The 17,704-nt window shown below is 42.6% G+C and carries 1 protein-coding gene; it reads left to right on the top strand.

Translation table 11 applies throughout. The features are described 5' to 3' along the window. Window positions 1-653 precede the first annotated feature (653 nt). Window positions 654-17,639, top strand: coding sequence for a Calx-beta domain-containing protein (locus H6G41_RS23005; RefSeq protein ID WP_190748960.1), 16,986 nt, complete (start codon window positions 654-656; stop codon window positions 17,637-17,639). Window positions 17,640-17,704 lie beyond the last annotated feature (65 nt).

Raw genomic sequence — 17,704 nt, 5'->3', positions numbered from 1 at the left:
TTTGGCAAAGGTATTGAATATTAAACCTATTTTCGAGAACTTCCGGCTGAACAAGGTGGACAAATTCCAGCGATCGCCCTGACTGCCTATGCTGGAGAGATGAACCAGCAGCAAGCTCGGGCTGTCAGGTTTCAGTGCATCTTGCAAAGCCAGTTGACCCAGAGGCATTAGTGCAAGCAATCTCGGAGTTACTTCATTAGACCTTTAGATCGTGAAGATAAGCTCTTGAGGCTGGGGAAGCAACGAGGAATTATTAGTATTTCTTATTACTGCGACACACTTGAATACACAACCCTCCTATGCGTGGTTTTTCATATTTGCCTACTTAGTACTGTAGGTCATGATGCTAATACTGTTTGATAAGTAGTTAAAAATACAGTAACAATCATGAGAATTTGCAGCAATTTCAGTAATTTCTCGAATATTGTATAAATGTTTTCCCGTCTATATTGTGATCGTCACATTTTGGTAGGCAACAATTTTTCGACTATTGCAAGACTGTCTCAAGCCTCTATTAAGTCTTTTCAAATTTTATTGAGGGAATTTAGGATAGTCCCAGCCGCAGCCAATATCTGTGATAGTACCGGAGAGATTCTTCGTAGAACTCTGTTAGTAAGTCAGTATATTTATTTAGTGTATCATCAGGAACTCAAATGTCTAACTTCACCTCAGGAACAAATATTCAAAATCAACAGCCTTTATCTGCTGACTTAAATGTTACTCCTGCGTTAGTGGATATTGATAATGATGGTGACTTGGATCTGTTTGTAGGATCGAGCAATGGTACAATTCGCTATTACAAGAATAATGGCTCTCGTGCCTATCCAATCTTCGTAGTGCAGACGAGTTTAGCTAATTCTCTGAGTGGGGTAACAATTGATAGCCTCTCTTCACTAACCTTCGGGGACTTAGATCAAGATGGCGATTTTGATTTGATAGCAGGTCAATCTTCTGGACAACTGGCTTACCTGCTAAACACTGGTTCAAAGACAAACCCAGTTTTTTCCCTGCAACTCGTTGAGCGAAGTCCTTTTGCCACTCAACCTTCCAACAGTAATAGTTCTAATAATATATTTAATCGCTTTTCCTCCTACTTAGGAACCGTCTTCAGCCCACCCAAACCAACATTTACAGTTTATGGTGAAGGCGGATTTGTCACTCCTACCCTTGGAGATATAGATGCTGACGGTGATTTGGATTTGCTATTAGGCGATCGCTTCGGCAAAATTACTTATGCAATTAATTCAGGCAGTGCTACCAACTCCGGTAAGTTCTTAGTGCAAACGGGAGTGAATAATCCACTGTACTTTGTAGATATTAACAGTGCAGGCGGTAGTACAGATGGGTATAGCAGCCCTTATCTTGCTGATTTTGATGGTGATGGCGACCTGGATGTAGCTATAGGCACTAAAGATGGTACCATCCTTTATTACAAAAATATTCGCAGTCGCTCGCAGCCTCTTTACGAACTGCAAACTGGAGACGCTAATCCATTTAACGGACTAACCCTTGGAAGCTACAGCCATCCAGTTCTGTCCGATTTGGACGGAGATACAGATCTGGATTTGCTCGTCGGCACTCAAGATGGTGCTGTGCGCTATTACATCAATGGTCTGCCTCCAGGTTCTCTGAGTGTTGAAGATTTGGCTGTAACTGAGTTGAATAGTTACCAAAATTTTGTCAACTTCACAGTCAAGTTATCAAATCCCTACAATCGGGAGATCGATCTAAAATACCAGATTTCTAATGGTACTGCGACTTCAGGAGAGGACTATTCTTTATTCGGTTCTGCAAGTGGAAGCGGATTTCTGACAATTTTGCCTGGACAAACAAGCGCAACAGTAGGAGTATACGTCAACGGAGATACCGACTTTGAACCTGATGAAACCGTTATTTTAGATATTCAATCAGCGGAGGTGAGCGGTGTTCCTAACCTAGTCGTGCCGATCGCCAAAAAACAGGGAACGTTGACCATCGTTAATGATGACGAACCCTTAAGACTCAGCATCAGCGATTATGGTGCTTATGAAGGAAACAACCCAACGGATATCGTTTACCTGACTAATGCCTTTACTGTTAGCTTGAACAAGCGGACATCAGAGAAAATCTTGGTTGATTACCAGATTGTCGATGGCACAGCCACCCTGAACAGCGATTATCAGTTGAGGATACCTGTCACTGGTACGCTCACCTTTGACTATGAAACCCAGAAATTCCTAGATTTAGCTAGGAAAGGTGATACAGACTTTGAGGGCGATGAAACGGTTATAGTCAACCTCAGTAATGCTCGTACCCAAAAAGGAACTCCTGTTGAAATTGTCAAAAAAACCGGAATCTTCACTATCAGTAATGACGATCCTGCAACGTCTGTAATTTACACAGTAATTTCCCCTGAAAATGTCATTGAAGGGAATAGTGGCAATAAAACAGTTGAATTTGTAGTGACTTTAGATAAGGCGATTCCCGATACACTGACGCTGGATTACAACTTATATAAGGCACTGCCAAATTTGAGCGACCCTAACTATGTATATGTACCTCCTATATACACTCCGGCATCATTTGGCAGCGATTTTCGGACACAAGAACAGCAACAGTCAGGAAAAATTACCTTTAATTCCGGAGAAACTCGTAAAGTTTTTGCAATAGAAGTAATCGGCGATCAAGAAATTGAGCCATCTGAATCCGTCTCTTTGTACCTAAGTAACCCGATTCGCTCTTCTGGAGGAAAAGCAACAACCACTCAGGGAAGTGGCAGTTTTCTGATTCAGAATGATGACGCTGTTAACATTACCTTCTCCAATATTTCTGTCACCGAAGGGAAGCAGGGAGAGTTTTCACTTGCCAATATTGAAGTAACCTTAGACAGACCCCTGGATATACTTTCTTCTTTTGAGTTAAAACCAGATTTTAGTAAGAGTACTGCCGACGCTTCTGACCTTGATCCTTTCCAATCAGTAGCGAGCGTTTACATTCCCAAAGATACTACCAAAGTTTCTGCTTCTATCAGAATTAAGGGCGACAACATCCTAGAGAACAATGAAACTTTAGTGATGGAATTTAAACCTACTTCCGGTTTTAATACTGGTGATGTGGTTGCAACTAACAACGCTGTAGTGACGATTATTGATGATGATATTTTAAAAGTAAGTCTTGGTAATCAGATCGATTATACCTTAGCTACTGAAGCATCAACAAGCTTCTACCCCAATAAGATTAGACCTTATAACATTCCTGTAACCCTAAGCTATGCCGAAACCCAGCCTGTTACCGTTGAGTATATTGTCTCCAGTGAAAGTACAGCAACTCAGGGAGCAGATTTTGACTTGTCTAATGGTTCGATTACGTTTGCACCCGGTGAAACTAAAAAGGATATCACTTTTTACCTAAAAGACGATACCCTTTACGAACCAGATGAAACCATCATAGTGCAACTCCGTAACCCTAAGTTAGGGACGGATGGGAAGGTTATTTTGGGTAACGGTCAAACTGTTGTGACGATCAAAGACAATGACCAGCCTAAATTGTCTGTTGTCACCAATACTTACCCAAGAAATGAGGGAAATCAGGGACAACTAACCTCCGCCAGTTTTACAGTGATTCGTGAAGGATCGCCAGACGAAACGGTGAGTGTTGACTACAGTTTTACCGGAACGGCTACTCCTGGAATTGACTACACGGCTACTTCTGGAAAGCTCACCTTTGGGCGGGGAGAAACCACAAAGTCTGTTCCCATCACGATCATCGGTGACAACACCATCGAACTGGATGAAACAATTCGCTTGGAACTAAATAACCCAACTTCTAGCTCAACCACTCTACCAATCGCCATCGGTCAAAATGCAGCTAACCTGACCATCCAAAATGACGATCGCATTGTCATTAGTATTGATGATGTTAGTGTTCTGGAAGGTTCGCCCGACAAACCCAATAAAGCAATTTTTACAGTTAAGCTCAATCAGCCAAGCAGCAGTACGGTTAGTTTCCGCTACCGCACGGATGGGTACGATCTAGCAACAAATACACCTACCAACAATAATTTACCTTATATTCCCATCGGTGGAACCCTGACATTTGCTACAGGAGAGATTAGTAAGATTATTGAGGTTCAAATCAAAGGCAACAAGGACTTTGATGAAAAAGCCTCCGAGAAATTTAGGCTGTATCTCGATCAACCTCAAGGTGCAGTTTTTGATCCTAAAAATTTCGAGAAATTACCTGATGTTTGGATTGTAGGCAGACCTCCCACATCCCCCAATGAGAGTGGAGCCGCAGACTTCACTCTCATTGACGACGAACCTAGTATTCGGATTACGGAAATTAAATCTCTCTCAGAAAACCTTCAGGGAGTGCGAGCAGATTACTTCGCGTCTCTGGATTTAACACACTTTCACAGCAGTGGAACTTTGCCTAATTTGAGTCTTGACAAAAATCCCATCTTTGGCAAAGTCACAGGCAATGTTTCCACTTTTAGTACAAGGTTGACGGCAAAAATAAAAAGTGGGGCTGAAGGCAACTACACTTTCTTTGTGCAAACTGACGATCGCGTGCGTCTGTGGTTAAACAATCAACTGTTGATCGATCAATGGCAAACTCCAACTAGCATAGGAGCTAAAGAATATCAAGCAGCGATCGCTCTCAAACCAGAGCAACTTTATGACCTGCGCGTGGAATATGCTCACGACAATAATAACGCCTCACTCAAACTATTGTGGCAAGAACCAGGAAAGACCACGAAGGAACTCATACCATCCAGTCGCTTATATGCTGCTGATTCCTCTGGTTACCTTGCGGATGTGGGCTATATCCAAATGGAACTTCCTGCTCCCGTTGAGGCCGATCGAGGCTTGTGGATCGACTACAACATTGTTGGCGGAACAGCCATTCAGGGAGTAGATTATCAAAACTCTCAATACCGTAAAGTTTCAACTAATCCCGATACCCAATTCAATGGCATCATTATTCCCAAAGGAGAACGCACTGGGCGGATTTATTTCGCAGCTTTCCGGAATGCAATTGATGCCCCAAATAAGACAATTCAACTAGAGATTCTACCCAGTACATTTAGTCGAGGTCTGGAAGGACAGTATTTTAACAATAGAAATTTTTCCGGAGCGCCAGTCGCAACCCGCCTAGACCCCAAAATTGATTTCAATTATGGGAATGGAAAGCCCCTACCAGAGCTATCGTCAAATAACTTTAGCATTCGCTGGCAAGGACACATCCGCCCACGCAAGGGTGGAGAATACACTTTCTATACAAACAGTGACGAAGGAACGCGCCTAACTATTAACGGTCAAGTACTGATTGATATGCAGAGGATTGGAGATCAGTCTGCGCTCGAAAATAGTGGCAAAATCACACTGAAGGCTGATGAATTTTACGATCTGCAACTTGACTATTACAACGACCAGGGAAACGCCGGAATTCAACTCCTGTGGTCAGGGCCAGGAATTGAGAAGCAGATTGTTCCCCAAGAGTTTTTGTACCCCACCTACTCTGACTATAAACTCCGCAACTCTGTTTTGGGTCAACCTATTGGCGATGGTAGCTTTTTAACCAAAGTACCAATTACCCTAACCCTGGAAGACAGCAATAAGTTTAATGCTGGGGTGCTGATTTTAGATGAATATGATGCTCTCATCTCTGAATACGGCTTTAATATCCCAAATGTCAATCCTTTACTAATCAAAGATGGTAAAGCAAAGCTGAAAGTTAAGCTGACCAGTCAGCCTGTAAGCAATGTCACTGTGAAACTGAAAGTTGCTGTGGTCGTCCTTAGTAACACACTCGAACCGCCAACCCCACTACCGACAGAATATACCCTGACTTTTACACCTAGTGATTGGGAAAACACTAAAACCTTAATTATAACTAATATTCCCCCTGCGGATCAGATCAGAAACAGTCCACAAGACAAGTTTGTCGCATTTTCTGTAACGATTGATACTGATAGCACTAACAACAATTATCATTTTAGTCGAAAGGCTACCTACCGTGTTACCACTACTCCTAACTTGCGAGTTCAGGAAGGGCAAGGAGTCCTTGAACCAGTGTATCCTCCCCTCGTGACCACGATTGGGGGAACAGGCAACGTCAAGGAAGATAGTAGTTTACCATTACAATTTGTTGTGCTACTGGATCGTCCTGCGCCTGTGGGCGGTGTCACCTATCAGTACACCCTCTCAGGTAGTGCTACAGCTGGACAGGACTACTCTACCTCCGACCCACTCGGTCTGACAATTCCCGAAGGGCAGATAAGAGGAGAAATAACCATTGTTCCAACTGCTGATGAGTCCTTGGAAACCAATGAAACAGTTACTGTCACCTTGACCAATGTTTCTGAAAAACCCTATGCAACTTTGGCAATTCTCAATGATGATATTCCGAGAATTGAGGTGGTAAATGCTGTCATCACCACAGATCCGACTACTGGAGAGACTACCACAACCTATCCTGGGGCATTCAATTCCCTAGAAACAAGTGAAACTGGTAACAGCGAGACAATCGGCATTCGCTTAAGTACGCAACCCACACAGCCGATCACCATCAATCTCAAAGGACTGGATGCCAGTGAAGGCTTCTTTTCCACTACCAAACTGATCTTTACTTCAGAAAACTGGAACCAGTACCAAAATGTAACTGTTTTTGGAGTTGATGATCCTGTTAAGGACGGTGACATTACCTATACAGTACAAGCTACAGCAGCAGCCGATCGCTCTTCGCCATTTTATGGTCATATTTTCCCCATTTCTATTACCAATCTCGATAATGATACCGAGGTTGATAACCGCACCAATCCACCGCCACCAAAAATCGGGCAACAAACCTTAGCTGACATAGATCAAAATCTGCCTCTAGCTACCCTGAGTGTAGTTGATGCATCCAATTCTACAGTCAATGAAGATTCTGGCACGGCTGTTCGATTCCGCGTGCAGTTAGACAAAACTGCCGATCGCTCCATCGTGGTTTATCTGTCTGACAATAACAGTACGAGCGATCGCCATGACATCACACCTCTGAATCGGCTGTTAATTGCTAGTCAGACTGCGATCGGTGATAGCCCCTTTGATAGTATTGATAGTGCAGAAAACACTAACCAAGTTTTAGATGTTGGGGACAATAGCAAACCAACCTTTGCGGACTTAGATAACGATGGTGACTTTGATCTCATTGTCGGTGCAAAAACTGGACAGTTGCAGTACTACCAGAATACAGGCACACCCGGAAGGGCGATCTACAAAACCATTGCCGATACTGCCAAGATCAATCCGTTTAGCGTCTACAACACAACTAATCTGATTCCCGATAAAAGTCCTGCGATTTTAGATATCAATGGGGATGGCAAACCGGACGTGGTTCTGAGTCAGGGGACAGGACAACTGCTATTTTTCAAGAATTTTGGTCAGCCTGGACAAGTAGCTTTTCCCATCACGTCACAGCCAATAGGAACAGGACAACCCACCGTTGGCATCAATCCGGTTTTAGTGGATCTGGGACAAGCTCCCCAAGGCGTGTCTCTTCTGGTGCAACAAGGAGACCAACTCAAGCATTACATTGCCACAACCACGAATCAGCAAGTGACATTTTTACCACAGAGTAACATCGCTACAGTTAGTGGTACAGTTCGTCCAGCCGCGATTGATTGGGATTTAGACGGCGATCAAGATTTGCTGGTAGGTAAAGCTGATGGTAAAATAGATTACTACTTAAATACTGGTAGCCCCCAACAAAACATCTGGCAATTGCGAAATGACCTCAATCCTTTAAATGGGGTTGATGTGGGTGAGAATGCTGCACCCGCAGCCGTTGATTTGAACTCAGATGGCTATCAGGATGTGGTCGTAGGATCTGCTGATGGGAAACTGCATTACTTTGAAAATTATGCAGGTGTCACTATTGCCCCAGGTCAGCAGTCTGTAGAATTTGAGGTGAAACCAGTTGCCGATACTGTGGTAGAACCAGATGAGGTACTCAAGCTTTCGCTCAATCGTAACACTGGCTATCGCCTAAATAACCCTCTAGAAAATATTGCTGTCACAATTAAAAATGACGATACAGCTGGGGTTAATCTACAGGCAAGTGCTACAACAATTACAGAAGGTGGATATGAGAAGATTCGTCTGGATGTAAAGCTGACCACTCAGCCTACAGCCCCTGTTGTCGTTTATTTGGGTAGTAATCGAGCTGACAAAGCGCTACTGCAATACTCAGGCGATGAGAACGTTTTACGTAAGCAGATTAGCAAAGCTTTGAACGAATCACGGGAAGGGCTGAGTCAATTTATCGCTGCTAGAGGCGCTCAGTCTGCTTTACCATTAGTCTTTACCCCTGAAAACTGGAATCAAATTCAATCTTTAGAGGTCGTTCCTCAAGATGATAATGTTGCAGATGGCATTGTTCCCGTGCCATTTCAAATTGTTGTAACAACCACCAGTGAAGACCAGACTTATCAAAAGCTTGCAGTTACACCACTCAACTTAGCAAGTCAAGATGGTTTAGAGCTTCCTGGATCTGGAGGTCAAATATCGCCTGGGGATACGGCTGGATTGGTTATTACCGATCTAGCCAGTACAACGGAAGGACGATCCGGTGCATTTACTGTCAAACTCAGCAGTCAACCTCTCAAAGATGTACAGGTCACAATCACTCCTAAAGATGAACAAATCCAACTGCTTAATCGCTATAGCTTCCAACCTGTAACACTGACTTTTACACCCGATAACTGGTTTGGATCGCAGACAGTTCAATTTAGTGCAGTCGATGACATCGTGGTAGAACCCTTGCAGCAATCTGCTTTTGGGTTGACGATCGCCAGTACCGATCCGTTATATGCAGCCCTCAATGGCAAAATTGAAGACAAGAAAGTAACGATTTTAGATAACGATCTACCGATCGTCAGTTTAAATCCAGGGCTGTCCGGTTCTGAACTGTCCTCAACACCAGGATATTTCACCGTTCAACTCAACTATCCGACTCTCCAAAACAGCACAGGCATAAACGTCAATTACGAAATCCTCACTAGCAGTACAGCAGAGAATAGCCTGGATTATCAACCCATACCCCAAAAAGGTACTATCCGTATTGCTCCGGGTGAAAATCTGGGTAGTTTAAACTTTATTCCCCTAGATGACAAAATAGTTGAAGCCAAGCAAGAGACGATCGTAGTCAGATTGCTGCCAGGAGAAGGTTATACTCTCAATTCGGAATTTACCGAATCTACAATTACGCTACAAGATGATGATGAGCCGGGGATTCAGGTGTTACAGCCAGGAACTTACACGGCAATTGAGGAAGGTAAGACCACCCAAATCTTTGTTTCGCTCCTGAGTGAGCCTACTGCTCCTGTCACGATTACATTAAATGCGCCCACAAGGTATCAAGAACAGTACCAAATCGGGCTGAGTGAAAGCCAAACTCCCCCACAAACCCGCACCCTCACTTTCACTAAAGATAACTGGTATCTGCTGCAACCTGTAACAGTGCAGGCAATTGAAGATGGCATTGCCGAAGACGAACAACCCTTTCAGCAGGCTTCCGTTAACTTCCAGGTTCAGAGTACAGACCTAATGTACAATAACTTCCTGGTTGACCCGATAGATGTGCGGGTGAGCGATCGCTATGTTGAACCGCAAGTAGCGGCGAGTGCTCCAGCTCAGGCTATGGAGACGGTGCAGAAGGCAATGGAAAACCTCAGCATTGGGGTTTTGGGTAAATTAGAAGGTAAACTGCCTGGTTTTTTAGGTAAGTTAGGCCCATTCATCCAAGAACAAATTCAAAAACAAGCTAACCCCACTCCTCCAACGCTGAAGCGGAGTTTGCAAGAGGCTCTCAGAAGTATAGAAATTGGTGGCGTTAAACTATTTGGGGATATTGAACCCATAGTCCGCACCATTGTTACACCAGATGATAAAACTCTGACTCAAATAGAACTGACCAAAACCTTCAACCTGTTTGATATTGATTTAACAGGTGATATGGGAGTTCCAGCATTGGGACTAAATATCAAAGGCAAGGTGAAGGGTAATTTTGAATTTAAAATTTTGCTGACCTATGGATTTGATGCGGGTGGTGCTTTAAGTGGTGTCGCTGCACAAGGTTTAAGTGGTGTTGGAAATGTTTTCTTTATTGACACTGATCACACAAAAGCCGAGGTTAAGCTCAATCTGGTTTTAGACGACCAGTTTCAGGGACAGGGAAATCTTGGGCCTGTGCGTCTAGATTTTGCTAACAAAACCGATGACCCATCTAAAGTGGAGGTGGGGGCAGAAATTAAATTGAGGGATTTAGATACTCAATCCGGTGTTGTATTTTTTGATACTAATTCTAATGGACTGTTGGATACTGGAGAAGCTTGGGCAAACAAGAAGAGTGGAGGTAAGTATTACACCACAGAAGCCTTAAAAGTCAAAGAGCCAGGCTATACCCTAGCTCCAGGGTGGATTCCGGAAACTAAGATTCAAGTCAATCGGGATGCCAATGTTATTGCTAGGTCTCCCAATCGCACAGCCGATCCATTTGATACCAACAAAAATGGATTATACGATGATGTCAAACAAGGTAAGCGGGACGGGGTTTACCGCAGAACAAGTGATGGTAATACTTACTACTTTGATGCTAACCGCAATGAACAGCTTGACGTGGGGGAACCTAGTACAACTAATCCGCAATACTTCAATAATACAAACTTCGAGATCAGTAGTTTCTCGACTGGTGCTAGTGGTAGCAACACCAAATCTTATTACGTCGATTTCAACAAAAACAATATTCGCGATCCAGAAGACCCCATCATCAATAAATCACTTGATCGCAACAATAACAAGCAGCTCGATCCTGATGTTGATTCGGCGGGTGAAGGGCGTATTGTTAATGGTGCAGGAATTGCTTTTGTTGATGTGAACAACAACTTGCTACTGGATGAAGGAGAACCGTTTGTCAATTCTGCCTACGAACAATTCCGCATCAACGAGAAATCTGTCAGCTATTTGGATCTGAATGATAACGCAGAACCATTTGGGCGTGAGCCAATCATTCGACAGATCGCCCTGCAAGAAAATGGCACTTCAGTTAGTTACCGCTATCTCGACTTCAATGGCAACAAAATCTACGATAGCAATTTTGAACCCAAAGCTAGACAAAATGAAGGAGTTTATCGAACTACTATTCGGGATAAAGTCCGCACCTACTATTTTGATACCGATGGCAACTATCAGCTTGACCCTGGTGAACCTTATGTCTTGGAAGGATTGAATCAGATTGCTAAAGTCACCGAATCAGGTCAAACTATTGAGTACCGTTATCTAGATTTCAATCGCAATGGAAAATTAGACGGTATTGAACCTAGAGCGAAAGCCGGAACCTCTGACCCCTTGACCATCGCCAACAATCCTAACTACCAGGTCACTGTTTACCGGGAATTTTATTTAGATTTAAATGGTAATGGTAAGAAAGACGACCTAGAACCACAGGGCGTAGGCGAAGGAAGCGATCGCTTCCTTGACCTGAACCGCAATGGCGAAAAAGGTTTCTTTGAACCTGTGCGTCAACCAGATGGCTCGTTTGTACTACCAATCGTCACCAGCAGTTTCCCTGGACTTGGTGAAGTTGCCACAATTCTACCCGCAGATCCTACCCTGGCTCTAGGTCCATTCAAGTTGACAAAATTATCTGCCACAGTCAATGGTAGCAATGTCGAATACGATGTGATCGACTTTAACAAAAATAACCAATTAGACGATAACGAACCGCGCCGCAAAGCAGGAACAACAGACGCTTTTAAAGTTCAAGATGGAGTAGCTTCTGAGGAAACACGCTACAATCCGGCTTTCTTAGACTTTAATGGCAATGGTCAGCGGGATGTTGATGAACCTCAAATCATTGCTCCTGAAGGGACAAACGGCATCAAAGTTCTGGATTTGAACCGTAATGGTCGCCAAGACAACTTTGAACCAAAAGCAGAAGCAGAAGCAGAAGCAAAAGATGGCAGGATAATCATACCAGAAACTACCAAGAATGGTCGCAGCTTTATAGACCTGAATAATAGTCAGGTGTTTGAGGTAGGAGAGATTTTCACGACAACCCCGTGGGATTTGAATACTCCCTTCTCATTGCAACTACAAAAAGTTGATTTTTTACGAGCAGACTCTCAGACGTTTAAGTGGAAGGATAATCAAGACAGAGATACTGAATATTTCATTAACTATTTAGACTTAAACCGAGACAGTAAGCTTCAAGATAATGAACCTCGAAATGGCTCTTTATTCTCAACAATATCGGGTAACTATTACTTACCAGCTTCTGTTGAGTTTTTAGACCTAAATGGTGATAGTAAGAAAGATGCCTATGAGCCACAAGTACTTACAGGTTCAAATTCAAATCGTTATCTTGATTTAAATAAAAATGATCAGCAAGACACTTTTGAACCCATCTCCAAGGTACCAGAAATTTTTACAAAAACACCCAGTTTACAATCAGAATCAACATTTCGGAATTTGTTGGGTAATTATGCATTTGAACTACGAGGTTTTGATAACGTTCTCGACCTCAATGGTAATGGTTTCGACAGTGAAGACATACTCATCAAAACCAATGTCCCCAATACAATCAACACTAAACCTGCTAGCGGAATTCTTTATCTTGATAAGAATGGTAACAATCTGCTTGATGTTTACGGTGGCGAACAAGTATACGCTGGTCTAGATAGTAACAACAATCGAGTTTTAGATGCAGATGCTCCTTTGACTTTAGTTGATAGCAACAACGCTTTCTTAGACTTGAATGGCAATAGTCAACTGGATGAATTTGAACCCCAAGCTTTAACAATTAATAATGTTCGCTTCTTAGATTGGAACCGCAACAATCAGCAAGATAGCTTTGAAGTGAGAGTTCAGAATGGTCAATTTGTTCTTCCTGAAACACGCAAAACTTTTCTGGACTATGACCAAAACGATCAACTTGACCAGCAAGAATGGCAAGTAATTCGCCTGAAAAATGGTAGCCGTTTCTTGGATCTCAACAATAATAAAGTACTCGATCCGGGTGAAGCGAGTGCAATCTCTGATGATAACCCCCTGCGCTTCCCCCAAGGGGCGATTATTCTTGGCTCTACCGTTCTCCAATCAAATACTAATGTTGCTGCCAACTTCAATCAAAATGGACTGTATATCGACATCAATGGTAACCGCCAGCAAGATAGCGAAGAACCGTTGATCCGAATTACGATTGATCCCCAAGGTCGCAGTGTGCGTTATGTTGACTTAAATAACAACAACAAACTTGATACTGTTAATTTAAAAACTAAAACAGGTCAGGATGCACTCGATCGAGATGTGCAATCTATCTTTATCGAACCATTTTCTTATCAAAATAACGAGTTTAATCTTGACCTGATTACTAAAAATAAAGATGGCAAAGAGGACTTGCAAGGCGGCAAAGTAGTTACTTTTCAAGAAGACTATGGTCGTCTCACCTTAACGGAACTATATAATGTTTTTAAAAGTTCAGAGCAAGATGGATATCGCTTTTCTGATCTGCCTGAATACAAACTAGCAGGAGAAAGCAGACTCAACTTAAAGGCTCAGACGAGCTTTGCGGGTGATACTGCCTTTCCCTCAGTAAATTTTGACTTTAATCTCAACTACCCGCTATTCAACTATGGAAACTCTACCGAGGTTTCAGCTAATGGATTAAGTGCTCAGTTGCAGAATGTGCAGCTAGACTTTGGCAGTTTTGTAACTAAATTCCTCAAACCAACTTTCACAACTGTCAATCAGGTGATTGACCCGATTAAACCTCTGATTCGGGTGTTAAACCAAGATACAAAACTCTTTACCTATTTGGGAGCTACATCCCAATTTGACAAGAATAAAGATGGTAAAGTTAGCATTTTGGAGATGGCAGCATTTTTCATTCCTCTGGCTTACCAAAGCAAGCCTATCCAAGAAAGAGAGAAAGTTGAAAAAAGCCTTCAAACTGCTATCAAGTATGCAGATTTACTAGGCAAAATTGCAGAGATTACCGAGTTAATTACTAAAGTTCCTGAGAACGAAAATATCAAGCTTGACTTTGGCAGTTTTGACTTAACGGGTGTAAAAGCTTCTAATCCTGTAGACTCAAATGGGGTAAGTCAGCCTCAAAACTTAAATAGTTTGGTACAGAATACTGACAAGAAAGCAGATCCCCTAACTCAAGCAAATAACAACAGCAATGGCATCGTCAAAACAATTATTCAGAAGCTGGGTGCATTAGAAGGATTGGAGATTCCTTTAGCAAAAGATCCCGGCCGATTAATTCAGGTATTGCTATCAGGCGATCCAGCTAACAGTGCGCCAATCGATCTACTAAAATACACTCCCCCACAACTCGATTTGAACTTTAACGCCTCCGCAAGTGTCCCACTCGGTAATTATTACGGAGTTGATATTTCTGCTGAAATACAGGGTAGTGTTAATGCACGTACAGATCTGCGATTTGGGTTCGACTCCTATGGCTTACAGCAGTGGTATAAGAAAGATTTTGCCCTCAAGGATTCTTATCTGGCGTTAGATGGGTTTTATCTTGATGACTTAGATAATTCTGGAAAAGACAAACCAGAATTAAGCGTCGATGCAAGGCTGGTAGCAGGTTTGGGTGTGTCTCCTGTTATCGTTAAAGGCATTCTGGGTGGTGGGTTGAAAGGAACCCTAGGCCTCGATTTGCGAGATAAAGGTGAAGAAACAAAAACCAATGATGGTAAACTTCGCGGCAGTGAAATTCTCGGATCGATCAAAAATCCCCTCGATCTGTTTGCTCTTTCTGGTGCGCTAGAAGCATTCTTAAACGCCCAAATTGAGATTACAGGATATGGAAAAGTCTGGTCAAAAGACTTTGGGAATACGAAAGTAGCTGAATTCAAACTAGACAGTAATAAAGGTTTCCGCTATGCATTAGAAGGTAAGGCAGTTGATGGCTATATTATTAATGGGCTTGTCTTTTTAGATGCCAATTTCAATGGCGAGTTAGATGAAGGAGAACCTGTCACAATTACGGATCAAAGTGGTGAATTTGACCTAGAGTTAACTGATAGTGAATGGAACGAGTTCGATGTCAACGGCGATGATGAAATTACTTTAGATGAGGGTCGTCTGGCGCTGAGATATGGGTATGACGCATCTTCTGGCTTGCCTTTTGAAGGACTGCTGACCGCCCCACCAGAGTTTACAGAGATCACACCTTTTACTAGCTTGATTGAACGAATTGCCCGTAAACGTGGTATAAGTTCGGAAGAGTCGGAGCGCTTTATTGAAGAAACCTGGTATTACGCAGGTAACAGCACCTATCCTCAACTGGAGGCTACCGATCCCAATGTATTAATTACAGATCCTTCGGTGACCATTAGCTTGGTATCACTGACTCCTCCTGGAGGTTTCGCCACAAATCCCGAAACTGGTCAGGTAGAAGCGATCATCTGGCCGCCTAAGCTGGATGATGAATCTAAAAACTACCTAATTGGTGCCCAGATGGAAATTCTGGCAGAGCAGCTATCTAGTTTTACTGACGAGGATCTCAACACGGTCATAGATCAGATTGCAGATGAGTTTATTACCAAGGGACAACAAGGTAAACAGTTAGACCTGAGCGAGTTACCTTTGGAAAAACTACTTAGCAATTTGCCAGCTGCTATGTTAATTAGCAGTGCGATCTCGGCTTTTACGAAAGAAGCACTCGAAGTAGGTATTGGGCAGTCTTACGGGTTTGCTAGTAAGACATACAGTATTTATAATGCCATCTTCCGCATGAATGGCAAAATCCAGGCGCTCGGCGAAAATCTAGAAACTTTTTTAGATGAATTGCAAGCCAATACTGCTCAACTTACTGTGGCTCAGTTCAATCAGGACTACACAACAGAGGCTCTGAATCAAAAATTGTTAGCCGCACCCGCAGATAGTAATGTCTTTTTACCTAAAGCAGCAGATGTGGCTTTTTCAATTAATGAAGATACCGAATATGTCTTTAAAGTAAGTGATTTTGGATATAGCGATCCTGACGGTAACTCCTTTGAGTCTATTTATATAGATGAGTTATTAGGGTTTGGCTTCTTGACTTTAGATGATGCCAGCATTGGTAAAGGAGATGAGATTGAGGTTGCCGATATTGAGGCCGGAAAACTCAAGTTTCGACCATATGCCAACGGTTGGGGTGTTAACTATATTACCTTAGTCTACAGTGTTTTTGACGGTGAACTGTATTCGGAAGAAAATACTTTTACGATTTCTGTTGATTCAGTTAATGATTTACCAACGATCAAGACTAACCAGAATGTAGTCTTGCTAGCTGGGGAAACACAACTGATTGATACCAACCTTTTAGAGGTAACGGACGCTGATAATATTCCTTCAGAAGTGACTTTTGAAATATTAGAATTACCTGTCAATGGTCAACTGCTGCTGTCGGGACAACCATTACAAGTCGGTAGTCAATTCTCACAACAGGATATTGACGAGAGCAAACTGTCTTATACCGACAATGGGAATTATTTCGGGAGCGATCGCTTCTTTTTCTCTGTCACCGATCCCTCTGGAGGAAAGTTAGAAAAAGCACAATTTAATTTCCAGATTGTGCCAACAGATTTACTAGCTCGTAACACAGATAATGTCTTTTTCTTAGGGGGTAAGACAAACAAAGATGTAGAGTTAATTTTTACTCCTAATACTTCGCAATCAAACCGTGCTAACGACTTAGCTGTATTTGTCGTAGATGATCAGCAGGGACGGATCGATGGTATTTTACCAAGCCAACCAGAATATATACCTGCCGCGATCGCTCGTGCGCGTACAATCTTCTCTTCAGTTAGCCGTAACTTGTTTAACCCCAACGCGGAACAACGGCTAACATTCCATGCAGGTGAGCAATTCGGGTTCCTGATGGTTTCCGATGGAACTCTGAATGAAGCCGAAGCAACTTTAGCAGCAGGCAATTTACCAGAGAATGTAATTATAGGATTTCCCTACGAAAATGGGGGTTTTGAAAATTATCTGATTGCAGATAAAGTTTCTCAAGATCAATTTCTACTGCGATGGGAAGATACTCCTGGCGGTGGCGATCGCGACTATGATGATGCAGTATTGACTGTACGGGTTGCTCCAGATGCCCCATCGAACGGCATCACACCTGTTTTAGGAAATCAAGAACTGATTGATTTACGCTCCTTTAATAGTCAAATCAACGTAGGAGTAACCATTCAAAGCGAAGCTAATTTCAATAACTTGCTGGGGTTCTATGCTGTTGATGACTTAACTGGACAAATTAATGGCATTATGCCTGGCGATTCACGTTATGCCCAAGCAGCTTTATCCCGGCAAGTTGGAGTTATGAGTAATCGTTCCCAGGATGGCAGTATAGAACTAAATGGCGGCTCAATATTTGCTCCTTTCTTAATTGCTAACGGTACTATTGAGCAGTTCTTATCTCAAAATCCCAGTAACCAATCTCTAGAATCTACCGCCCCAATGGCTTACTTTGGGTTTTTAGGAGCAAATACCGACAAAATCGACCATTTTCGTACCTTTGGTAAGAACTGTTTTGGTGTAGAAGATTTATTTGGTGGAGGTGACAAAGACTTTAACGATATCAATGTTCAACTTCAATTCCTACCGTCTTGAAACGAATGGCACTAAGAAAAGCTCTAAGCCCTACGTAAGAAAGGATACAGCTTTTAATGTCCGCT

This window comes from Tolypothrix sp. FACHB-123, assembly GCF_014697075.1.
In the GTDB taxonomy this organism is placed as follows: Bacteria; Cyanobacteriota; Cyanobacteriia; order Cyanobacteriales; family Nostocaceae; genus Aulosira.
The sequence above is the reverse complement of the archived record's forward strand: the minus strand, read 5'-3'. Positions and strand labels throughout refer to the sequence as shown.

Coding starts and splice junctions, on each gene's coding strand:
- H6G41_RS23005 (WP_190748960.1), top strand. CDS start 654: ATGTCTAACTTCACCTCAGGAACAAATATTCAAAATCAACAGCCTTTA.